A 20,153-nucleotide genomic window follows, 5' to 3' on the forward strand; every position below is an offset into this window, starting at 1 on the left:
CCGCCCGTACTCGCAGATCAACCACCGACGCGGACGATGAAATAGACCAATGCCGCCGATACCAGCAGTAGCGATATCGCGAGGCGGTTCGAAACGAAGACGAGCTTCGGCATGGCAGCGCCCGGCTCGACCACGTCGTCGGCCGGCTTGCGTCCGGTGAACATGGCGCCGATCAGGTTCTGCCGCTTCCAAGCGAGATAGAAGACAACGGCGAGTACGTGCAGCCCCACCAGGATCAGCAGCACGTTGATCCAGAACGAATGGAAATCGGTGGCACGCTCGACCCATTTGTCGGCGACCTTCAAGGCCAAGGGACCATTCACCATGCCCATGTCGGTGTCCGCCGCGAAGAGGCCGGTGGCAGCCTGTGCCAGCACGGCGAGAATCAGGACGACGACCATCGCGCCGCCCAACGGATTATGCCCGGCGTCGCGGGGCCGGCCGCGGCCCAGCAGATGACCGAGATGGGCGAGCGCTGCCGAAGGCCCCTTGAGGAAGCTCGAGAAGCGCGCCGTCGTACTGCCGAGAAAGCCCCAGGCGATACGGAAGAACAGCAACGTGAGAATCGCGTAGCCCGACCAGAAGTGCAGATTCATCCAGTCGCCGCCGGCGCGGGCGGTGAAGTAGGAAACCGCCAGCAGTACAGCGAGTGTCCAATGAAAAAGGCGGACGGGAACATCCCAGACGAGGATCCGTGTCGAAGTCTTGCCGGCCATGCGCTCGTCATCTCCTTTTGGTGACTATTGTCAGGCCGATGTTCCTTCGTGCAAGTGCCAGCACACGCAGTCGTGATGAAGCGTTCCGCAGAAGTCCTGTTCGCTTCCGCCTCAACCTCTGCAACAAATATCCCATCGACTAGGCGTAAATTGCCCGTCGATCCGTTGAATAGATAGGGGATGGCCAATGAGGAAGACTCTGGTTGTGGCACTGATCGGCGCGCTTGCCGCCGGTGGAATGGTAGGCGGCGCGACGATCGCCATGGCCCAAGGCGACGTGATTGCCGAGCGCAAAGAGAACCGCAAGCAGGCCGCCGCCGCGATGCGCGCGATCAAGGGCATCATCGACGCCAAGGGCCCGACCAGCGGCGCGGTCGAACAGGCCGCCAAGCTCAAGACGTTGGAGGTCGCGTTCGCAAAGCAGTTCCCTGCGGGCTCCGACAAGGGCGACACCAAGGCCCTCCCCGCGATTTGGACCGACATGGCGGGCTTCCAGGCCGCCAACAAGGTCGCCGATGCCGCCTACGACAAACTCGCCGTCGCCGCCGGCTCGGGCAATCTCGAGGCGCTGACGGCAGCCTTCGCCGAGACCGGCAAGGCGTGTGGCGCCTGCCACGATAAGTTCCGCGCCAAGGCGAACTAGCCCCAGCCGATATCGGCGCTTTCGAGACGAAGGCGACGGCAATGCCGTCGCTTTTTTCTTTGCCGAAACGGAAGAGGCCGGCCGCTTGGGGAACGGCCGGCCTCCGCAGTGGCCCGTGACTGGTGTGGGAGGTTTGAAGCGAAGCCTTGGGGTGTTGGGAGTCCTCGCTTCGGCGGCTGACTAGGCCGCCGCCACGGGCTGATGAGGAGCGGTAAGCGCCTGCAGAACGATCGCCTGCGCGGTGAAACGCCAGGTTCGCGACGCGTGGACGGGTGACAGGCGAAGCTGTTCGCGCATGTTCATCCAGCTATCGAGACCGAACGCCAGGTCGAGCGAGTCGAGCACGAGATCGTGCGCGCCTGCATCCAGATTGCTGAGCTCGGCCTCGAACCACCCGGCAAGCCGCTCCCGCAGAAGCCGCCTAAGTTGCACGACGCCGGAACCGACCGCCGGCGCCACGCTGCGCACGCGCTCGGCGAAGTGCCATACCGGCAGCCATTCCTCGAAGAGTTGAGCGCGATCGGCGACCAGCAGCTCGATGCGGCTGGCCAACGGCGCTGCGGCATCGATCGGACGGTTCCCGTCGAATGCGCGGCTGACCGCAAGATCGAAGGCAGCCGCATAGAGATCGGCCAGACTCGTGAAATGTTGAAAGAGCGCCCGGCTCGAAACGCCAGCGATGGTGGCGATGGCAGCAGACGTCGGCTCCACATCGCCGGCTTGGATAAGGTCCAGCGTGGCTTGGATCAGCGCCTTGCGGGTTCGCAGGCCACGGACGATGCGGCCATCCTGCGAGCGCGATACGTCGACTGGGAATCCGATAATTTTCATGGGGAAACCAATAGAATAAAAACGACTTTAATGTCCAAACGATAAACAGCTCGCCTCCGGGCTGTAATCTGCAAAAATGCATATCTAGCCCAAGTCGAGGCCTGATTTTGCTGTCTTTTTTTTCTGAGATAGGCATTTTTGGGGGGTCTGACATTGCATCAGGCACGCAGGAGCCCCCCCTTCCCAGCCGGGAGCAGCTCCGACATTTCGCGAGGTCAAAGAGGGGGACGGCAAGGTTCGCGGACCAGAGCCAGAAATACGAAAGGCCGGCCGCTTGGGGAACGACCGGCCTTCCTTAGAAACCCGCCTGGGTGTGGGGTTGTCGAAGCCTTGGGGTGTGTGGGAAGGGGGCTTCAACGAGCGGCTTGGGAGGCCGCCGGCGGGTATGAGAATTTCGGGTCGTTACGGCGCGCTGTAGAAAGCGCAGCCAGCTCTGGGCGAAAATCCTTTCGGATATGAATTGCAGCGACAGTCGAACGTCTTCTATGGCCGCAACCTAACAAATGGAGGGCCACCCCCGTTAGTTGCAAAATTGCATATCTGGATTTGGAGAGATCAACAAAATCCTAGGAAATCCTGCACATTCCGCTCATCAGATAGTCAGGAAAGGGAATGCAGACCGCGCGCGCATTGTCTCCCCTCTTCCGAAAACTCGTTATATTACAATCAATTAGAAAGACACCGTCACCATGAGTGCGCAAAAATCGATGCAATAAGGGGATCACCGAACATCGAACGGGCCGCACTTCGTGTTTCGGCCCCAATTCCATGCTAGACGACGCCGCGTCATGGCAATTCTGGCCGGCATGATCGGCCACAGACACCGGGAGCTTTTCCGTGCGCTTTGTCCGTTCCTACCGCGCTCTTCTTCCCTTGGCCGGCGCCGCCCTGATGCTGGGCGCCCTGGCCCATCCCGCCGCTGCCAACATGGAAGAAGCCGTGAAGGCATTGCAGGCCGGTGATGTCGTCGCGGCCGAGAAGGGGCTGCAGGTCCTGGTCAAGGAACGCGATCCGCGCGCCCAGTTCCTGCTTGGCCTCTACATCTACGGCAACGCCGAATCCAAGCTCTTCGATCTCAGCAAGGCAGCGCCGCTCCTGCTCGACGCATCCGAGCGCGGCTATCTCCCGGCAATGATCCCGCTGGCCGGCGCCTATGCCGAGGGCAAAGGCGTGCCGAAGAGCCTGTTCGAGGCCTACAAGTGGTGCGCCATCGCCGAGAAGTGGAACGTGCCCAATGCCCAGCTCGCCCTCGATCAGGCGGCTCGTGAGCTGAAGCCCGACGAAGTCGAAAAAGCCAAGGCCGCGGCGATGGCTTTCCAGTTCAAGACGAAATGATTGCCGCGCGAGCGGCGCTGATTGCGGCGCTGCTCGTCGCGAGTGCGGCCGCTCATTCTCAACAAGGCGATGCGTCGGACGTCGCGGCACCGTTACGCCCGGCGGTCCTGGCCTATCGCCAGGGCAATGTGGCTGCGGCCGAACAAGCCCTGCGCTCCCTGCGTACGCCCAACGCCGATGCCGATGCCTGGCTCGGCGCCATCCTGATTGAACGCGGCGCCACGGCCGAAGGACTCCGGCTGATCCAGCGCGCGGCGGATGCCGGCTCCAGCGAGGGCCAGCATCGACTGGGCTTGATCTATGCCCAGGGCGAGGCCGGCCAGCCGCGCAACGATGCGCGCGCCGCGGAACTCTTCACCAAGGCAGCCGAACAAGGCCATCGCCGCGCCCAGACCAATCTCGGCCTCCTCTATCTCCGGGGCCAAGGCGTGCCGCGCGACCTCGTGCAGGCGCGAGCCTGGCTCGAGAAGGCAGCCTCCGACGGCGATCCCTATGCGATGTACGCGCTTGGCCGCGCCATGGACGACAGCGCGCCGCCGGTTGCGGCCGACGCGGCCCGCGCGGCCGATCTGTTTCGCCGAGCCGCCGAGAAGGGCCATCCCCTGGCCGCCCTGCGTTACGGTCTTGCTTTGTCCGAAGGTGCCGGCGTCAAGAAGGACCTTCCCGCGTCGCATCGCTGGCTCGTGCAGGCGCAGGAGAATGGCGTCCCGGAAGCCGCACTTGCACTCGGCGACATCGCCGTGCGCATGCCCCTGCAACGCGACAAGGCCGCCAACGACAAGGCGCTGAAGATCGCCATCGCCTGGTACGAGACAGCCGCCAACGGCGGCGTACCGTCGGCGCAGTTCAAGCTCGCCAACGCCTATCTCGGCGGCGTCGGCGTTCCGCGCGATCCGGCCCAGGCGCAGCTCTGGTACACCCGAGCCGCCCAACAGGGCCTCGCCGAAGCGCAGCAGGCGCTGGGCGTCCTGCTGTTGAGTGGTGCGGGCGGCGCTACCGATCCCGCCGAAGGCTACAAGTGGCTGCTGCTCGCCGAACGCAGCGGCCGTCCGGATGCAAGTGCGGCGCGCGAAAAACTCGCCGACAAAGCCTCCGACCGCGATCGCAGGCGCGCGGAAGCACTCGCCCAGGCCTTCAAGCCGACGTCCGAGCTGCCGCGCGACGACGGCCAGCCCCGCCTCATGGCGCCGCGCCGCTAGAGGTTTGCGCCGGTGGAAACGCCGCCCAGCGCCGCGCGATCGACGCGCCCCGAAGTCACCCTCGCCGTTTGCCGCGGCACCTGTCGGCTGCTGCGTCAGGCCGGCTACTCCGTCCTGCTCGAACTGCCGCTGCCCGACGGCCGCCGCGCCGACATCATGGCGATCACCGCCGGCGGCGAACTGACAATCATCGAGGTGAAGTCGTCGATCGAGGACTGGCGTGTCGACCAGAAATGGCCGGACTATCTTGCCTGGTGCGACCAGCTCTTCTTCGCCGTGCCGGTCGACTTCCCGCAGGAGCTGATTGTCCAAGAGGTCGGGTTGATCGTGGCCGACGCCTACGGTGCCGAAATCCTGCGCCGACCGGGACGGCAACCCTTGGCCGCAGCCCGGCGCAAGTCGCTGCTGATCGACTGCGCGCGGCTCGCGTCGGAGCGCCTCGCCCGGCTCAACGATCCGGATTTCGCCGACTTTACCTAGATGCGTTCGCGTCCCGTCCGCGACTGGCCTCCGCCATGCGGATGCGAGCATAGGCCATGACTTCCGTCGGCGGCCCGACGCGCTCGATACGGCCCCCCATCACCAGGGCGACTCGATCGGCGATCGCCAGCGGTGCGAGCCGATGAGTGATCATGATGACCGTGCGGCCCCGCGTGTTGCCCTTGAGCTGGCGCAGGAGCTGTTCCTCAGTGGCCGGATCGAGCGCACTGGTCGCCTCGTCGAGGATCAGGATGCGCGGGTTGCGGATCAACGCGCGCGCGATGCAGAGGAGCTGGCGCTGCCCCGTCGACAGGCCCTGCCCGCGCTCTCCCAGTACGGTGTTGTAGCCCTGTGGCAGACGCTGGATGAACTCGTGCGCGCCGACGAACTTTGCGACCGCCACGACACGCCCCGGATCCTTGTCGACCACGCCCATCGCGATGTTCTCGCGCACCGACCCCGTGAAGAGCTGGACATCCTGCGGCACGGCGCCGATCTGCGCGCGCAGCTGCGCCGGCGATAGGTGGGCAATGTCGGTGCCGTCGACCAGCACACGGCCGTCGGCCGGCTGCACAAGTCCCTGGATCAGATTGGCGATCGTGCTCTTGCCCGATCCGGACGGTCCGACGATGCCCAGAATCTCGCCGGCGACGATGCTGAGATCGGCTTCACGCAAGACGGGCGGGGCGCGTTCATCGGCACGATAGGTCACGCGGTCGAGGGCAATGTCGCCAGCCAGGGCGGGCATGGGAGCAAACTCTCCTGGGGAGCTCTCCACCGGCTCGTTCATCAATTCGTCGACGCGCTTGAACGCAGCCCCCACAGCCTGGAGTTGGTGCCAGGCGCCGACCAGTTGCCGCATCGGCTGCAATGCGCGCGTCGCCAGCATGTTGGCCGCGATCAGGCCGCCGATCGTCAACTGATGGTCGGCGACCTCGCCGATGCCGATCACGACGATGATGAGCGACGCCACGAGCTGCAGGGTTCCCGAGGCGCTGGCGGCGATGTTGGCAAGGTTGTTTGCGCGCAGGCTGGTATGGGCCGATTGCTCGACCCGCGCCTGCCAGCGCTTCTCGACCTCGGCTTCGAGGCCCAACGCCTTGATGGTGGCGGCATTGGCGACCGTTTCCGTCAGCGTGGAGCTCTTGGCCGCCAGCGCCTGGAAGCTCTCATCCGCCAGCCGGCGCTGCGCACGGTGCATGGCAAGCGACACGCCGATCAGCACGGGAATGGCGAGCGCGGCGACCAGGCCCAGAATCGTGCTGATGGCGAAGGTGGCGATCAGGAACAGCGCAACGAACAACAGATCTATCGCCAGCACCGGCATCTGGCCGGTGAGGAAAGAACGCAGCACGTCGAGCTGGCGCAGCCGCTCGGCGATGACACCCGATGGCGTGCGCTCGAAATGCCGGTAAGGCAGGGCCACGAGGTGATGCAGTACCTCCGCGCTCATCAGCGCGTCGAGACGAGCGCCGGTCCGGGCCGACAACCAGCCGCGCGACACGCGCAGGCCGAAATCCGCAGCGTAAGCCACCAGCATGCCGATGCAGAGAACGGTCATGACCGACGACAGACCGCCCGGCGGATGCTGGCCGATCACCGTGTTGACCGCCAGCATCATGAAGAGCGGCGTCAGGAGGCCCAGCACGTTGATGAGGAACGAGGCCGCCGCGAGTCTCAGCACGACAGGCCGCACGCGCGTCCAGAACGGTGCGTACCATTGCTCAGATGCCTGATGCAGAACGGGCTCGCGTAGCACAAGAGCACGCGAGCCGAGCGCCATCACGGCCTCGTCGCCGAGGTGCCAGGCACGTCCTTCGACGACATCGAGGACAGTCCAGCGATGGGCCCGCCCGGAGACGACCACATGCACCGTCCGATCGGGCGCCAACAACGCGAAGGGTAACGGCAGTTCATCGAGCGCGGCTGTATTGAGCTCGATGGCCTCGGCAACTAAACCAAGCCGCTTGCCGGCCGTCAGAAAGGCCGTTTCATCGAGGCCCGAGGCCGGCACCACGGCTAGGCGGCGCACATCGGCTTCGCTCACCGGCCGGCCGATCTGCTGGGTGATGTACAGCAGAGCCCTCATGAGCGAATCGACGGGGGGACGGCTCGCGCTGTCCCACAAGGACTGCTGGAAGCCGCCATTCTCGAGCGGAGCCATCTCGGAAGCCTACCCGGAAAGCCCTTGCGACTCAATTTAGTGCAGGCGAATCCTCAAGCAAAAGGCGCGCGAGCTGGGGCCCGCGCGCCTTTCAATGAAAATGCCTGCCGCGTTAGCGGGCGCCGAAAGCGCGCTTCAGCTCGGGCACCAGATCGGTGCGCTCCCAGGAGAAGCCGCCATCCCTCTCCGGCTTGCGCCCGAAATGGCCGTAGGCCGCGGTGCGCCGGTAGATCGGCTTGTTGAGTTCGAGAGAACGGCGGATGTTGGTCGGCCGCAGCGGGAAGAGATCCGAGAGGACCTTCTCGAGCTTACGCTCGTCGACCTTGCCGGTGCCCTGTGTGTCGACATAGAGCGACATCGGATCGGCGACGCCGATCGCATAGGCTACCTGAATCAGGCAGCGGTCAGCCAAGCCTGCAGCAACGACGTTCTTGGCGAGATAGCGCGCTGCATAGGCGGCCGAACGATCGACCTTGGTCGGGTCCTTGCCCGAGAAGGCACCGCCGCCGTGCGGGGCGTAGCCGCCGTAGGTGTCGACGATGATCTTGCGGCCCGTGAGCCCGCAATCGCCATCGGGACCGCCGACGACGAAGTTACCCGTCGGATTGACGAAGAAATCGGCCGCCTTCTTGGGCATCCAGCCTTTGGGCAGCGACTTCTCGACATGCTTGGCGATCATCTCGCGAATCATGCCGGAGTTGTACTTCTTGCCCTTCTTGTTGGCTTCGCGGTGCTGCGTGGAAACCACGACCTTGGTGGCACCGACGGCCTTGCCGTCGATATAGCGCACCGTCACCTGGCTCTTGGCATCGGGCTGCAGGTCGGGCAGCTCGCCGGAGCGACGCGCCTTGCTCAGCACTTCGAGAATCTTGTGCGAGAAGTAGATCGGGGCCGGCATGAACGAGCCCTTCTCGTATTCCTCGCTGTCGCGGCAAGCGAAGCCGAACATCAGGCCCTGATCGCCCGCGCCTTCCTGGTCGCCGAGGTTGCCGCCCTTCTTCTTGGCATCGACGCCCATGGCGATGTCCGGCGACTGGCCATGCAGGAGCACCTCGATGTCGGCGCCATGGAAGGAGAAGCCGTCCTGATCGTAGCCGATGTCGCGCACCACCTCGCGGGCGATCTCGGAGATGGCTTCGCGGTTCACGATGGTGTGCTTGCCATACTTCTTCATGTACGGCTCGGAAGCGCGGCCTTCGCCGGCGATCACGATCTTGTTGGTCGTCGCCAGCGTCTCGCAGCCCAGGCGGGTGTTGGCGTGGCTGTCATCGGCATGGCCGAGCTTCACGTCGTTGGCGATGAACGCATCGAGGATCGCGTCCGAGATCTGGTCGCAGACCTTGTCCGGATGACCTTCGGAAACCGATTCGCTGGTGAAAATATAGTCTTTGAGCGCCACTTTAAGCCCTCCACGGTTGTCGCTGGACTCCCGGGCAGGGCGGAAAGACCGCCATCGTCCGGCTTAGCCTTTATTTGCGCGGTGGCAAGTCGTCCAAATCCGTCCGCGGCGACTTCGACCATCGAAGCCGCGCCGTTAAGAACTCCAACTGACAGGAGAAATCAAGAGGGTCGGACACCTCAGGCGGTGGCCTTTCGGCGACTAGTCCTTGCTGCGACCCTTACGGCCACCGAGAACTTCGGCGTGGCTGGCGGCTCCGATCGCCTTCACCATCTCGAAGATGCGCTTGCGCACGCGGCCTTCGCGAATCTTGTAGTAGGCGCGAACCAACTCCAGCGTCTCGCGCTTGATCAACGGATCCTTCTCCTGTTCGAAGGGCGTGGCCGCCTCGCCGAAGCCGCTCTTGCGACCGCGGCCCGACATCGGCCGGCCGGCCAAAGCGTTCGACGGCATTTCATCGAAGAAATAGGAGACAGGAACATCCAGCACCTTCGCGAATTCGAAGAGCCGGCTCGAGCCAATGCGGTTGGAGCCGCGCTCGTACTTCTGAATCTGCTGAAAGGTAAGTCCGACCGCCGTCCCGAGCTTTTCCTGGCTCATGCCAAGGAGAGTGCGTCGTTGGCGCATACGCGCTCCGACGTGAACGTCAACGGGATGCGATCTCGCCATGGGGTCCCCATCTTTCCGAATACAATCACGAGGTAAAACGCCGCTTCGGCACAAAAGTGCCGACCGGGAGTGCCGACCGGGCGCTGTTACACCGTCCTAATCTCTTATGTGCATAAATGCATATCTACGCGAGCAGGCCGCATATCACTTTACCTCCTTCCGAGTACAATGCAAGCCGAACCTTGTTCGTTAAACGTCTGAATTCCTATGCATTTTCAGCGTCACCGAAACGAGATGAGACAATCAGCAAAATCGTAACGACTGCAAAAAGCCCGAGCAGAACCCAGTCGCCCCACCGTCCATAAGGTGTGATAGCGCGGGCCATGGGCAGTGGGTGATCGATGATCCCTTCCTGCTGCATATCGAGCGAAGCAAGCACTCGGCCATAAGCATCTATTATGGCCGATACGCCGGTGTTGGCGGCGCGGATCATCGGCAGCCCCTCTTCGATCGATCGCATGCGGGCACTGGCGAGGTGCTGGTACGGCCCGCTTGAGAGGCCAAACCAGGCGTCGTTGGTGACGTTCAGCAGCCAGCGCGGCCGCGCGCCAGGGCCGGTGACGGCGGCAGGAAAGATGACCTCGTAGCAGATCACCGGCGACACCGATGGCAGGCCCGGCAAATCCATCGTCATCCGCGCCTCGCCTTCCTCGAACGAGCCGCGACCGATGAAGCCGGCGATCGGCGCGAGCTGGCGGTGAAAGGGGATATATTCTCCGAGCGGAACGAGATGAACCTTGTCGTAGTGAGCGACGATCGCGCCCGCAGGATCAATGACCAGCAACGAGTTCCAGACGCCATCGCCCCGCACGCCGGTACCGCGCGCAGCGCCGGTCAGCAGGTAGCCGCCCGACGGGGCTGCCGTGCCCATCACCTTCAGTGCCGGTGAACCCGGTTCGACGATGAACGGCGGTGCGGTTTCCGGCCAGACTACGGCGCTCAGCCGGTCGAAACCCTCGCGCCGGCTCATCTCCACAAGCTTGGCCAAATGCCGCACCCGATTCTCCGGGATCCACTTTTCCGCCTGAGGCGTATTGGGCTGTACGATGCGCACCAGAGGACCTTCGGCGGCGTTCACCGGCGCCATTGCCAACTGTCCGCCGAAGCCTGCACCGCCGACCAGCACCAAGGCTGCGACCGATGCCCGCCAACCTGCTGCCGGCGCGGCAAGCACGAGGAAGCTCAGCAGGCCAAGACCGTAGACGCCGAACAGCGACGCGCTCTGAAGCAACGGCGTGGCGAAAGCCCAGACATGACCGAGCGGATTCCACGGATAGCCGGTGAAGACATGCCCGCGCAGCCATTCCGCAGCCGTCCAGGCGAGGGCCAACAGCAGCAGCCGGCAATGACGCCCACCGAGCCGCGGCCAGCGCAACGCAGCCCACTTTGCCGCCATGCCTGCGAGCCCGGGAAAGAACCCCAGAATCGCGGCCAGCCCGATCACGATGGGAGGCCCGGCAAAGGCAAAATCCGCGGGCGGCACGAAGAAGGCGTCGAGGATCCAGTAGGAGCCGACCGCAAAGTGGCCGAGGCCCCAGGCCCATCCCCGCCAAAGCGCACTTCTGGGCCCTGGCGCCGCATCCCACTGCCAGACGAACACGACCACCCCCAGCACGGCCAGGGGCAGCCACTGCAACGGCGGCATGGCGAGCGCAGCCAAAGCGCCGGCGACAAAGGCGACGCCTGCGGCGCGCCAGCCTGTAAGGTTCTTCACGATGGAGCTGTGGTCAGGCGACCGGCGCCGACTGGGTCGGCGGCCGGACTCGCAGGCGGCGAATGCGCCTGGGATCGACGTCGAGAATTTCGAACTCCACACCGGAGGGATGACGCACGACCTCACCGCGTTCGGGAATGCGCCCGAGCAGCGAGAAGATCAGGCCGCCGACCGTATCGATTTCGCGCCGCTCGTCGTCGGACAGGACGCGGCCGATCTCCTCCTCGAGCAGCTCGATAGGCGTGCGGCCGTTGACGTCGATCGTGCCATCGACGCGACGCGCGACCGTCGGTGTCTGCGCGACGTCGTGTTCGTCCTCGATCTCGCCCACGATCTCCTCGACCAGATCCTCGATGGTGAGAAGCCCGTCGGTGCCGCCGAACTCGTCGACCACCAGCGCCATGTGCGTACGCGAGCGGCGCATGTCGAGCAGCATGTCGAGCACCGGCAGGGTCGGCGCCACGAAGACGACGCGGCGAAGTATGTCGCGCAGATTGAACTTCTTGGCCGTGCCCCAGTAGGCCAGCACGTCCTTGATGTGGATCATGCCGATCACGTCGTCGAGCGACTCGCGATAGATCGGGTAGCGCGAATGCGCCTCGGCTTGGATCAGCCGCACGACTTCGTCGAGCGGCGTGTCGGCGGCGATGGCGGAAATATCGACCCGCGGCACCATCACGTCGGCCACGGTCTTGTCGCGCAGCTTCAGGATGTTGGCGAGGAGGACGCGCTGGTCTTCGCTGATCGGCGTATCGCTCTCGGGCGTTTCCTCGATCAGCTCTTCGATGGCTTCGCGGACGGCTTCATTCTTTTCGCGCCGCCTGAGGCGACGCAGGATTGCACGCAGCAACCCGCCATTGGAGGGCGCCTCGGGGATCGATGATGAGGTCGAAACCGCGGGCTCGCCTGTAGACGCCGGGCCATGTAAGCCCGGCCGTGTACTGTGCGCTGTGGAGTCCGGCATGATCGCTAAGATAGGCTATCGCTCCCGCGTTGCAATCATGGAAGTTCCTGATGCGTTCCTGCAATTTGCCTTCCGGCTCGGCAATTCCGGTTTTCGGCCTCGGCACCTGGCGCATGGGCGAGAATGGCAAGCGGCGTGCCGTGGAGCTTGATGCGCTGAAGTATGGCCTCGATCTCGGCTATCCGATGATCGACACGGCGGAGATGTACGGCGAAGGTGGTGCCGAGGAAATCGTCGGCGACGCGCTCTCTGGCCGCACCTCGCGACCGTACATCGTAAGCAAGGTCTATCCGCACAACGCGACGCGCAGCGGCACGATCGCCGCCTGCGAACGCAGCCTGAAACGGATGCGGATCGACCGAATCGATCTCTACCTGCTGCACTGGCGCGGCGGCGCACGCATCGAGGAGACTTTCGAGGCGTTTCATCGCCTGCGCGACGCCGGCAAGATCGCTGACTTCGGCGTCAGCAATTTCGACGTAGACGACATGGAAGATGCTGCCCGTCTCGACAAGGGCCTGAACGGCAGCAACCAGGTGCTCTACTGCCTGTCGCGCCGCGGGCCCGAGTTCGACCTGCTGCCGTGGATGCGCAAGCGTTCGATTCCGCTGATGGCCTATTCCCCGCTCGACCAAGGCGGACTGCTGCGCAAGGCGTCACTCCAGAAGCTGGCCGACGAAGTGGGCTGCACACCGGCGCAGCTTGCGCTTGCCTGGCTGCTCGCCCAGCCCGGCGTCGTCACCATTCCGAAATCGGCAAGCCGCGACCGCGTGAAGGAGAATTTCGGCGCCCTCGACGTCAAGCTCTCGCCGCAGCTCCTCGCGGAGCTGGATCGCGCCTTTCCGCCGCCCAAGGGCAAGCAGCCTCTCGAAATGCTCTGACGCTCAGCGTTCGAGGTAAGGATCGGCGATCCCAAGCTTCGCCAGCACGCGACGCTCCAGCGCTTCCATGCGTTCGGCATCGGCATCGCCGGTCTCATGATCGTAGCCCAGCAGATGCAGAACGCCATGCACGACCAGATGCGTATAGTGGTCGGCCGGCGACTTGCGCTGCTCGCGCGCCTCGCGCCACACGGTCTGCCGCGCCAGCACGATGTCGCCCAGGAAGTCGCGCTCGCCCGACGGATAGGAAAGCACGTTGGTCGGCTTGTCTTTCTTGCGGTCGCGCGCATTCAATTTGCGCACCGCCTTGTCGTCGGCGAGGGCAACATTCAGCGAGCGACGGCCACGGTGCCGCGTTCCGGCAAAAGCCGCACGTGCCGCGCGCCGTGCCAACCTCGCGGCATCGGGCAGTGCCTTCACCCAGCCGTGGTCGAGCTCGACCACGGTGCAGGCGAGGGACGGCTCAGCCTTTGGTTTTCTTGTCGCGCGCGTCATAGGCCTCGACGATGCGGGTCACGAGGTCGTGGCGCACGACGTCCTTGGAGGTGAGTCGCACGAAGCGCACGCCATCGACGTCCTTCAACGTATCGATCGCATCGTTGAGACCCGACTTCTGCCCGCCCGGCAGGTCGGTCTGGCTGGGGTCGCCGGTGATCACCATGCGCGAGCCCTCGCCGAGACGCGTCAGGAACATGCGCATCTGCATCGGCGTGGTGTTCTGCGCTTCGTCGAGGATGACGTAGCAATGCGCGAGCGTGCGGCCGCGCATGAAGGCCAGCGGCGCGATCTCGATCTCGCCGGACTCCATGCGGTGAGCGATCTGCTCCGCCGGGATCATGTCGTGCAACGCGTCGTAGAGCGGCCGGAGGTAGGGATCGATCTTTTCCTTCATGTCGCCGGGCAGGAAACCCAGCCGTTCGCCGGCTTCGACAGCCGGCCGCGACAGAACGATGCGTTCGACCTTTCCGGCCAGCAGCAGCGACACGCCCATCGCCACCGCAAGATAGGTCTTTCCCGAACCGGCCGGTCCCAGTGCAAAGACCATGTCGCGCTCGCGCAGGGCGGCGAGGTAGGTGCGCTGGCCGGGCGAGCGCGCCTGCACGGTACGGCGGCGCGTACGGATACCTTCGCCGTCGCCCCCTTCAATGCCGGTACGGGCAAAGCGCACGGCGGCATCGACGTCGGCAGACTCGATGGACAGGCCACGCTTCAGCCGCTCGTAGAGGCCGGCGATCGCCTTCTGCGCCACGGACGCATCGTCGGGAGTGCCGGCAATGGCGAGCTGGTTGCCGCGGGCGCTGAGCTGCGCGTTCGTGAGCTGCTCGATGCGTACAAGATTGCGGTCGTGATTGCCGTAGAGTACGGCCAGCAGCGCATTGTCGTCGAAGGTCATGCGGCGCACGTCGGCCGCGCGGGCGGGAGCGTTCGTCGATGGATCGCTCACGCGGCCACCCCGTAGGAGCCGGTCACGATCTCGCCGGCCAGGCTGTTGGGATGCCCTTCGATCAAACGCACATCGACGACATGGCCGATCAGGCGGGGGTTGCCCTCGGCATAGACCGATTGCAGCCACGGCGTCTTGCCGATGATCTGGCCGGGCTTGCGGCCGCTCTCGGCGAACAGCACCGGCACCGTGGCACCGACCTTCGAGGCATTGAACTCCCGCGCCTGACGGCCGAGCAGGGCCTGGAGAGCGGCGAGCCGCGCGGACTTCACGCTTTCGGGCACCTGATCCTGCAGAGTGGCGCCCGGCGTGCCGGGGCGGCGGCTGTACTTGAAGGAGAAGGCCGACGCGAAACCCACCTGGTCGATCAAGCGCATCGTATCGTCGAAATCGGCATCGCTTTCACCCGGGAAGCCGACGATGAAATCCGACGAGAGGGCAAGATCGGGCCGCACGCTGCGCAGGCGGTCGACAATATCCAGAAAGAGTGCGCGCCCGTGGCGGCGGTTCATCGCCTCGAGGATGCGATCGGAACCCGACTGCACCGGCAGGTGCAGGTAGGGCATGAGCTGAGGCACTTCACCGTGCGCCCGGATGAGATCGTCATCCATGTCGCGCGGATGCGAGGTCGTGTAGCGCAACCTCGCCACCCCCTCGATCTCGGCCAGCTCGCGGATCAGTCGCGCCAGCGACCAGGTCGCCCCATCGGGTGCTTCGCCGTGATAGGCATTGACGTTCTGGCCGAGCAGCGTGAGTTCGATGGCGCCCGCCGCGACCAGCTGCCTGGCTTCGGCAAGCACGGCCGAGACAGGCCGCGAATATTCGGCCCCGCGTGTATAGGGCACCACGCAGAAGGTGCAGAACTTGTCGCACCCTTCCTGGATCGACAGGAAGGCGGAACCGGCCCGCACACCCTGCGGCGACGGCAGGTGGTCGAACTTGCTCTCGGCCGGAAACTCGGTGTCGAGCACTCCCGCGCCCGGCAGACGCTTGCCCGCGCGCAGGATCGCCAACTTGCGTTCGGCCTCGGCCAACAGCTCGGGCAGGCGATGGTAAGCCTGCGGACCGACCACGATGTCGACGGCGGGCTGGCGCCTGGCGATTTCCTCGCCCTCGGCCTGAGCCACGCAGCCGGCGACGGCGATGGTGAGGTCGCCCCCCGCGGCGCGGCGCTCGGCCTTGGTGTCACGCAGCCGGCCCAGTTCCGAGTAGACCTTCTCGGAAGCATGTTCGCGGATGTGGCAGGTGTTCAGCACGACGAGATCGGCCTGCTCCGGCGTATCCGCGAGCGCATAGCCGAGCGGCCGCAGGACATCGGCCATGCGGTCGGAATCGTACACGTTCATCTGACACCCGTAGGTGCGGATAAACACGCGCTTGCGCTGACACTGGCCTTCGGAGCCTGCGCGGACGTCTTTCATCGGTCTCCGTTGCTGGAACGGCGCGGTTCTAACACCACCGCCCCTCAGGGTCGAGGGGCGGCCGCCGCCGGATCGAGGGACGGCAGATCCAGGGATGGCAGCAGGTCCGGCCGGCCGGAATTTGCCGCCTGGACGCCGGCGGACACCTGCTGGAAGCAATATTCGGCAAGCTTCTTGCGGTCGCCGAGCCTGTCTATGTCGACGGGCGGGAAAAAGGTCACGACCGCCTCGGTTTCTCCGAGGCAGACCATCTGCCAGAGGTGCGGCACCAGGTCGAGGTCGCCAAACCAGGCGAAGAGCGGCCGCCAGTAGCGGCCAAGCGGAATGCCGTCCAGGCGCGTGTAGGAAATCGCCACGGGCTGCACGACGATCGGCTTGTCGTCGCGGCGGAGCTGGGCCACCGCGAAGAGCGCACTACGGAAAGGCAGGACGCGCGTGCCGTCGCTGCTGGTCCCTTCAGGAAACAGCATGAGATTGTCGCCGGTATCCAGGCGCTTCAGCATCTCGTCGCGGCTGTTGCTGGTCTTGCTGGAACGCCGGTCCACGAAGATCGTGCGCTGCGCCTTGGCCAGCGTGCTGAAGAAGGGCCAGGTCGCGACTTCCGCCTTGGCGACGAAGCAGCCGGGAATACGGCCACCCAGAACTTCGATGTCGAGATAGGAAACGTGATTGCAGACGAAGAGTGTCGGCATCACGGTCGAGCGCTGACCGTTTACCTTCACCTTGATGCCGAGAAGTACGCAGACCATGCGGTGATAGAGCACCGGCAGCCAGCGTACGACCGGCCTTATGCGCAACGCGAGCGCGACCAAATGAAACGGCAATGCGACGATGGTGAGCAGGAGATAGCTCACGAGCCGGAACACGCCTCGCAAAGGGGAACCAATCCACATCGCAGCGAGCGGTGCGTCAGTTGTGCTGGTCACGCATCCCGCGTTCGTAGTGGCGGATGTATTTCTCCGTCACCAGCTCGGTCTTCACGATGATGAAGACGTCGGTGCTGTTGAATTCGTGGTCGATCACCGCGCCATCGCCGACGAAACCACCGAGCCGCAGGTAACCCTTGATGAGCGGCGGGACCCGCGCCATTGCCTTGCGCGGATCGTAGGAGCCGGGCTCCAGCATATTCATGTTGATATAGCGGCTGTCGACGGCGCGCACGCGGACCTCCGGCGGCGCCAGATGATGGTGATACAGGTAGCTCAACGCCATAGCATGCTGGGTCGGATCGGTTCCCGGCAGGCTGGCGCAGCCGAACATCACCTGGATGTTATAGTGATAGGCGTAAAGGGCGATGCCCCGCCACAGCATCTGCATGGTCGCCGTGTTGCGCGCGTCCTTGGCGATGCACGAGCGACCGAGCTCCAGAACCTCGCCCGGATAGTCGACCATCGGGCGAATGTCGTACTCCGACGCGGAATAGAAAGTACCGATTTGCGCGGCGGCGGAACGGCGGATCAGGCGGTAGGTGCCGACGATTCCCTCAGGCCCCTCGCCGCGACGGCGATCGAGCACCAGCAGGTGATCGCAAGCGATGTCGAACTTGTCGAAGTCGCGCTGTCTCGACGCCATCTCCGGCGTCGGCCGCGCCGCCATCTCCTCGTAGAAAATGCGATAGCGCAGCGCCTGCGCTGCATCGATTTCAGCAGCGCTCTGCGCCAAGCGGACTTCAAAGTCGCCAGCGACGACCTTTACTATCTCCGCATTGGAGACAGGCGGGCCGAGAAGCTCGGCTTCACTGTCAACGCGGTCAATGCGCATGTGTCATCCGCAAGGGAGCCGCCCCGATCATGAGCCCATTATCGAGGTGTCGCGGGCTCCGTCCACTCATTTTTGGCGGTCGGACTTGCTGTCCAGCGGGACGCCGTAAAGCTCGAGGCGGTGGCCGACCAAACGATAGCCTGCCTTTTCGGCGATCTTGCGCTGCAGCTCCTCGATCTCGTCATTGTGGAATTCCACGACCTTGCCGCTCTGGATGTCGATCAGATGGTCGTGGTGCTCGTCCGGTGTTTCTTCATAGCGCGCGCGACCGTCGCCGAAATCATGCTTGGCAAGAATGCCCGCTTCCTCGAAGAGCCGCACCGTCCGGTAGACCGTGGCGATCGAAATGTTGGGATCGATCGCCGTCGCCCGACGGTGCACTGCCTCCACATCGGGGTGATCCGATGATTCCGACAACACGCGCGCGATGATGCGGCGCTGGTCGGTCATCTTCAAGCCGCGCTCCGCGCAGAGAACTTCGAGTTTGGATTTCCGGTCAGACATGACGATCTACCCTACACTGACCTGAGTTCGCGGTATAGTTGGGGACATGTCCGACAAGCCCGTACAGGCAGACCATGACATCGACATTACCGGCGAGGTCTGCCCCATGACCTTCGTGCGCACCAAACTGCGCCTGGAACGCCTGAAATCCGGCGAAACCCTGAACGTCCGGCTGCGCGGCGAAGAGCCGTTGCGCAACGTTCCCCGCGCTGCGCGCGACGAAGGCCATACAATCCTCGGGATCGTGGCCGAAGGTGACGTCCATATCGTGACGATCCGGCGCCTTTGATCATTTGAGAGTGAGTCGCATGACAACGGCATCGGCCGGCGGACCGGCGGCACGCGCGTAATAGCCCTTGCGATGGCCAACGGCGACGAAGCCCACGGAATCGTAAAGGGCCCGTGCTGCCGGATTATCCATGCCGACCTCAAGGAATAGGGTTCGGGCACCCGCAAGCCGCACCTTGTCGATCACGGCCTCGAGCAACCGGCGGCCTGCCCCCTGACGGCGATGGCGTGGGTCTACGGCTACGGTCAGCAACTCTGCCTCATCGGCGGCAATCCGGCAGATTGCCATGCCGACATCGCCACTCTTCGCCGCGAGCAGGAATCCGGCCGTTCCCGGCGAGGCGAGAAGGCCGGCAATGTCCTGGCGCGTCCAGCCGCGCTCTCCCATCGGTTCGAACGCCTCGCGATGGAGGCGGGCGGCACGATCGAGATCGAGAGCCCCTAAAGGCCGCTGGACCGGCTCGTCGTCGTTCATTCGACCGTGCGGCGGGCGCCGTCGGGCAAGGTGATGTTGACTCCTCGCAGATAGAGAGGTCGCGGCATGCCTTCCTGGCTATTTCTTACGCGCCATGCCTCGACACCCTCGTGCAAGGCCAGACGAGCCAGCACGACGGGATCCGGGGCAGCGTCTTCCCCGATTGCATCGGTGCCGTTCGCCGTGAGGGCGGCGACCAGTGGGGCCACGTCGCAGCCGACGATCGTGCAGGCGCGGCCGGAGAGGCGGGCGACCAGATCCGCCGTCGACGTCGCGAAGGGCAACGCCTCGCCCTCTCCGAGGGCACAGAACCAATCTCCGAGATGCGTATCCACCGCTGCGACCGCCAGCCGTCCAGCCGACGGAGCCTGGGCGAGCAGAACCGATGTCGTGGGCACGCCCGCCAGCGGAACACCAAGCCCGACGGCAAGACCGCGCGCAGCCGCGAGGCCCACCCTCACACCCGTAAAGCTGCCAGGCCCTGTCGTCACAGCAATCAGGTCGATTTCCTGCCGCGCGACGCCGGCACGCTCCAGAATTTCGCCGATTGCCGGCAGAAGCCGTGCCGCCTGGTCGCGGCCCTCCTCGCGTGCCGCGGCCACGCCGACTCCGTCGCGCACGATCGCCACGCTCTGGCCGCTGACGGCGCAATCGAAAGCAAGGACGGTGCTGGCGCCGCCCCGAGCGGCTGGGCAATCTGGGGTCATGAAACTCGACTTGGTTGCGATCGCCCCGCCCGACTTCGATGTCGACGTGACACTGGCCTATGCGACGGATGCAAATCTAACGGGACGTCCGGTCTACCGGAATGCCGAATGCTGGCTGCATCGGGAAGCTGCCGAGAAGCTTGCCACGGCAGTTGCGTTGGCCCGCGCCCTGGGACTTCGGCTGCGCATTTTCGACGCGCTGAGGCCGACAGAGGCGCAATGGGCCCTGTGGAATGCCCGTCCCGATCCGGAATTCCTGGCCGATCCGCGCCGCGGCTCGCCTCATTCACGCGGCGTCGCCGTCGATCTCACCCTGCTCGATGCGGAGGGCAAGGAACTCGACATGGGCACCGCCTTCGACGCCTTCACGCCGCTCTCGCACCATGCACGCACCGACGTGCCGGTCGAAGCGCAGCGCAACCGTCTCCTGCTGATGGGTCTCATGACCTCGGCAGGATGGGATTTCTACCGCAATGAATGGTGGCACTATCAGCTCTTCGATGCGCGACGGTATCCCCTGGTCAGCGATGCCGACCTGCCGCGACCGATGATGTGATG

22 protein-coding genes are annotated in these 20,153 nt (G+C 64.7%); 7 read left to right on the forward strand and 15 right to left on the reverse strand.

Annotated elements, in window-relative coordinates:
* Nucleotides 1-17 precede the first annotated feature (17 nt).
* Nucleotides 18-716, reverse strand: a complete 699-nt coding sequence (locus tag BN60_RS21760) for a cytochrome b/b6 domain-containing protein (protein WP_020698269.1) — start codon at nt 714-716, stop codon at nt 18-20.
* A gap of 187 nt (nt 717-903) precedes the next feature.
* Here BN60_RS21760 and BN60_RS21765 point away from each other — a divergent pair, with 187 nt between their 5' ends.
* Nucleotides 904-1,359 (forward strand): c-type cytochrome, encoded by a 456-nt coding sequence (locus BN60_RS21765; RefSeq protein ID WP_083856231.1) that lies wholly within the window; start codon nt 904-906, stop codon nt 1,357-1,359.
* A 180-nt stretch (nt 1,360-1,539) separates the two neighbouring features.
* Here BN60_RS21765 and BN60_RS29175 read toward each other — a convergent pair whose 3' ends face one another.
* Nucleotides 1,540-2,190 (reverse strand): TetR/AcrR family transcriptional regulator, encoded by a 651-nt coding sequence (locus BN60_RS29175; RefSeq protein ID WP_020698271.1) that lies wholly within the window; start codon nt 2,188-2,190, stop codon nt 1,540-1,542.
* Nucleotides 2,191-3,027: 837 nt separating this feature from the next.
* On the opposite strand from BN60_RS29175, the gene BN60_RS21780 reads away from it, so the two are divergent.
* The 3 genes from BN60_RS21780 to BN60_RS21790 are packed head-to-tail and all read left to right on the forward strand — an operon-like array spanning nt 3,028 to nt 5,204.
* Nucleotides 3,028-3,525: an SEL1-like repeat protein gene (locus tag BN60_RS21780; RefSeq protein ID WP_020698272.1), complete on the forward strand. Its 498-nt coding sequence runs from the start codon at nt 3,028-3,030 to the stop codon at nt 3,523-3,525.
* A complete protein-coding gene (locus BN60_RS29180) occupies nt 3,522-4,724 on the forward strand; it encodes a tetratricopeptide repeat protein (RefSeq protein WP_020698273.1) in 1,203 nt (400 codons plus the stop codon). The genes BN60_RS21780 and BN60_RS29180 overlap by 4 nt, the downstream gene beginning before the upstream one ends.
* Nucleotides 4,725-4,736: 12 nt before the next feature.
* The gene (locus tag BN60_RS21790) at nt 4,737-5,204 is read left to right on the forward strand and encodes an MmcB family DNA repair protein (RefSeq protein ID WP_020698274.1); all 468 of its coding nucleotides are present in this window, start codon (nt 4,737-4,739) and stop codon (nt 5,202-5,204) included.
* Here BN60_RS21790 and BN60_RS21795 read toward each other — a convergent pair.
* From BN60_RS21795 to BN60_RS21815, 5 genes are all read right to left on the reverse strand, one after another.
* Complete coding sequence (locus BN60_RS21795) at nt 5,197-7,293, reverse strand: peptidase domain-containing ABC transporter (protein ID WP_177324854.1); 2,097 nt, start codon at nt 7,291-7,293, stop codon at nt 5,197-5,199. The genes BN60_RS21790 and BN60_RS21795 overlap by 8 nt on opposite strands.
* A 187-nt stretch (nt 7,294-7,480) precedes the next feature.
* Nucleotides 7,481-8,767 carry a methionine adenosyltransferase gene (gene metK, locus BN60_RS21800; protein WP_020698276.1) on the reverse strand — a complete coding sequence of 429 codons (1,287 nt, stop codon included), beginning with the start codon at nt 8,765-8,767 and terminating at the stop codon, nt 7,481-7,483.
* Nucleotides 8,768-8,968: 201 nt separating this feature from the next.
* Complete coding sequence (locus BN60_RS21805; RefSeq protein ID WP_245539836.1) at nt 8,969-9,394, reverse strand: helix-turn-helix domain-containing protein; 426 nt, start codon at nt 9,392-9,394, stop codon at nt 8,969-8,971.
* Between the two features lie 247 nt (nt 9,395-9,641).
* Nucleotides 9,642-11,150 (reverse strand): apolipoprotein N-acyltransferase, encoded by a 1,509-nt coding sequence (gene lnt / locus BN60_RS21810; RefSeq protein ID WP_020698278.1) that lies wholly within the window; start codon nt 11,148-11,150, stop codon nt 9,642-9,644.
* Nucleotides 11,151-11,163: 13 nt separating this feature from the next.
* Nucleotides 11,164-12,000, reverse strand: coding sequence for a hemolysin family protein (locus tag BN60_RS21815; protein WP_020698279.1), 837 nt, complete (start codon nt 11,998-12,000; stop codon nt 11,164-11,166).
* A 164-nt stretch (nt 12,001-12,164) separates the two neighbouring features.
* Here BN60_RS21815 and BN60_RS21820 point away from each other — a divergent pair, with 164 nt between their 5' ends.
* A complete protein-coding gene (locus BN60_RS21820; protein WP_020698280.1) occupies nt 12,165-12,995 on the forward strand; it encodes an aldo/keto reductase in 831 nt (276 codons plus the stop codon).
* A gap of 3 nt (nt 12,996-12,998) precedes the next feature.
* Here the strand turns inward: BN60_RS21820 and ybeY are convergent, their stop codons facing one another.
* From ybeY to BN60_RS21850, 6 genes are all read right to left on the reverse strand, one after another.
* The gene (ybeY, locus tag BN60_RS21825; protein ID WP_020698281.1) at nt 12,999-13,439 is read right to left on the reverse strand and encodes an rRNA maturation RNase YbeY; all 441 of its coding nucleotides are present in this window, start codon (nt 13,437-13,439) and stop codon (nt 12,999-13,001) included.
* A gap of 19 nt (nt 13,440-13,458) precedes the next feature.
* Nucleotides 13,459-14,388 carry a PhoH family protein gene (locus BN60_RS21830; protein ID WP_177324889.1) on the reverse strand — a complete coding sequence of 310 codons (930 nt, stop codon included), beginning with the start codon at nt 14,386-14,388 and terminating at the stop codon, nt 13,459-13,461.
* Nucleotides 14,389-14,435: 47 nt separating this feature from the next.
* Nucleotides 14,436-15,860, reverse strand: a complete 1,425-nt coding sequence (miaB, locus tag BN60_RS21835; RefSeq protein ID WP_020698283.1) for a tRNA (N6-isopentenyl adenosine(37)-C2)-methylthiotransferase MiaB — start codon at nt 15,858-15,860, stop codon at nt 14,436-14,438.
* Nucleotides 15,861-15,904: 44 nt separating this feature from the next.
* Complete coding sequence (locus BN60_RS21840) at nt 15,905-16,714, reverse strand: lysophospholipid acyltransferase family protein (protein WP_215905931.1); 810 nt, start codon at nt 16,712-16,714, stop codon at nt 15,905-15,907.
* 55 nt (nt 16,715-16,769) lie between these two features.
* Nucleotides 16,770-17,621 (reverse strand): GNAT family N-acetyltransferase, encoded by an 852-nt coding sequence (locus BN60_RS21845; RefSeq protein WP_020698285.1) that lies wholly within the window; start codon nt 17,619-17,621, stop codon nt 16,770-16,772.
* Between the two features lie 66 nt (nt 17,622-17,687).
* Nucleotides 17,688-18,125: a Fur family transcriptional regulator gene (locus BN60_RS21850; RefSeq protein ID WP_043284224.1), complete on the reverse strand. Its 438-nt coding sequence runs from the start codon at nt 18,123-18,125 to the stop codon at nt 17,688-17,690.
* A 46-nt stretch (nt 18,126-18,171) separates the two neighbouring features.
* On the opposite strand from BN60_RS21850, the gene BN60_RS21855 reads away from it, so the two are divergent.
* Complete coding sequence (locus tag BN60_RS21855) at nt 18,172-18,414, forward strand: sulfurtransferase TusA family protein (RefSeq protein WP_020698287.1); 243 nt, start codon at nt 18,172-18,174, stop codon at nt 18,412-18,414.
* Here the strand turns inward: BN60_RS21855 and rimI are convergent, their stop codons facing one another.
* Complete coding sequence (gene rimI / locus BN60_RS29980) at nt 18,415-18,888, reverse strand: ribosomal protein S18-alanine N-acetyltransferase (RefSeq protein ID WP_083856233.1); 474 nt, start codon at nt 18,886-18,888, stop codon at nt 18,415-18,417. It abuts the gene before it with no gap.
* Nucleotides 18,885-19,595 (reverse strand): tRNA (adenosine(37)-N6)-threonylcarbamoyltransferase complex dimerization subunit type 1 TsaB, encoded by a 711-nt coding sequence (tsaB, locus tag BN60_RS29190; RefSeq protein ID WP_020698290.1) that lies wholly within the window; start codon nt 19,593-19,595, stop codon nt 18,885-18,887. The genes rimI and tsaB overlap by 4 nt, the downstream gene beginning before the upstream one ends.
* Between tsaB and ddpX the strand changes: the two genes are divergently transcribed.
* A complete protein-coding gene (ddpX, locus tag BN60_RS21870; RefSeq protein ID WP_020698291.1) occupies nt 19,594-20,151 on the forward strand; it encodes a D-alanyl-D-alanine dipeptidase in 558 nt (185 codons plus the stop codon). The genes tsaB and ddpX overlap by 2 nt on opposite strands.
* The last annotated feature ends 2 nt before the right edge of the window (nt 20,152-20,153 follow it).

Origin of the sequence: Reyranella massiliensis 521 (assembly GCF_000312425.1) — a bacterium.
GTDB lineage: Bacteria > Pseudomonadota > Alphaproteobacteria > Reyranellales > Reyranellaceae > Reyranella > Reyranella massiliensis.

What these genes read in the sequence shown, in the direction of transcription:
- rimI (WP_083856233.1), bottom strand. Translation starts at nt 18,888, where the DNA reads ATGAACGACGACGAGCCGGTCCAGCGGCCTTTAGGGGCTCTCGATCTC.
- BN60_RS21795 (WP_177324854.1), bottom strand. Translation starts at nt 7,293, where the DNA reads ATGAGGGCTCTGCTGTACATCACCCAGCAGATCGGCCGGCCGGTGAGC.
- ddpX (WP_020698291.1), top strand. Translation starts at nt 19,594, where the DNA reads ATGAAACTCGACTTGGTTGCGATCGCCCCGCCCGACTTCGATGTCGAC.
- BN60_RS21760 (WP_020698269.1), bottom strand. Translation starts at nt 716, where the DNA reads ATGGCCGGCAAGACTTCGACACGGATCCTCGTCTGGGATGTTCCCGTC.
- BN60_RS29180 (WP_020698273.1), top strand. Translation starts at nt 3,522, where the DNA reads ATGATTGCCGCGCGAGCGGCGCTGATTGCGGCGCTGCTCGTCGCGAGT.
- BN60_RS21830 (WP_177324889.1), bottom strand. Translation starts at nt 14,388, where the DNA reads ATGACCTTCGACGACAATGCGCTGCTGGCCGTACTCTACGGCAATCAC.
- BN60_RS21805 (WP_245539836.1), bottom strand. Translation starts at nt 9,394, where the DNA reads ATGCGCCAACGACGCACTCTCCTTGGCATGAGCCAGGAAAAGCTCGGG.
- BN60_RS21845 (WP_020698285.1), bottom strand. Translation starts at nt 17,621, where the DNA reads ATGCGCATTGACCGCGTTGACAGTGAAGCCGAGCTTCTCGGCCCGCCT.
- BN60_RS21820 (WP_020698280.1), top strand. Translation starts at nt 12,165, where the DNA reads ATGCGTTCCTGCAATTTGCCTTCCGGCTCGGCAATTCCGGTTTTCGGC.
- BN60_RS29175 (WP_020698271.1), bottom strand. Translation starts at nt 2,190, where the DNA reads ATGAAAATTATCGGATTCCCAGTCGACGTATCGCGCTCGCAGGATGGC.
- tsaB (WP_020698290.1), bottom strand. Translation starts at nt 19,595, where the DNA reads ATGACCCCAGATTGCCCAGCCGCTCGGGGCGGCGCCAGCACCGTCCTT.
- BN60_RS21850 (WP_043284224.1), bottom strand. Translation starts at nt 18,125, where the DNA reads ATGTCTGACCGGAAATCCAAACTCGAAGTTCTCTGCGCGGAGCGCGGC.
- BN60_RS21765 (WP_083856231.1), top strand. Translation starts at nt 904, where the DNA reads ATGAGGAAGACTCTGGTTGTGGCACTGATCGGCGCGCTTGCCGCCGGT.
- BN60_RS21855 (WP_020698287.1), top strand. Translation starts at nt 18,172, where the DNA reads ATGTCCGACAAGCCCGTACAGGCAGACCATGACATCGACATTACCGGC.
- miaB (WP_020698283.1), bottom strand. Translation starts at nt 15,860, where the DNA reads ATGAAAGACGTCCGCGCAGGCTCCGAAGGCCAGTGTCAGCGCAAGCGC.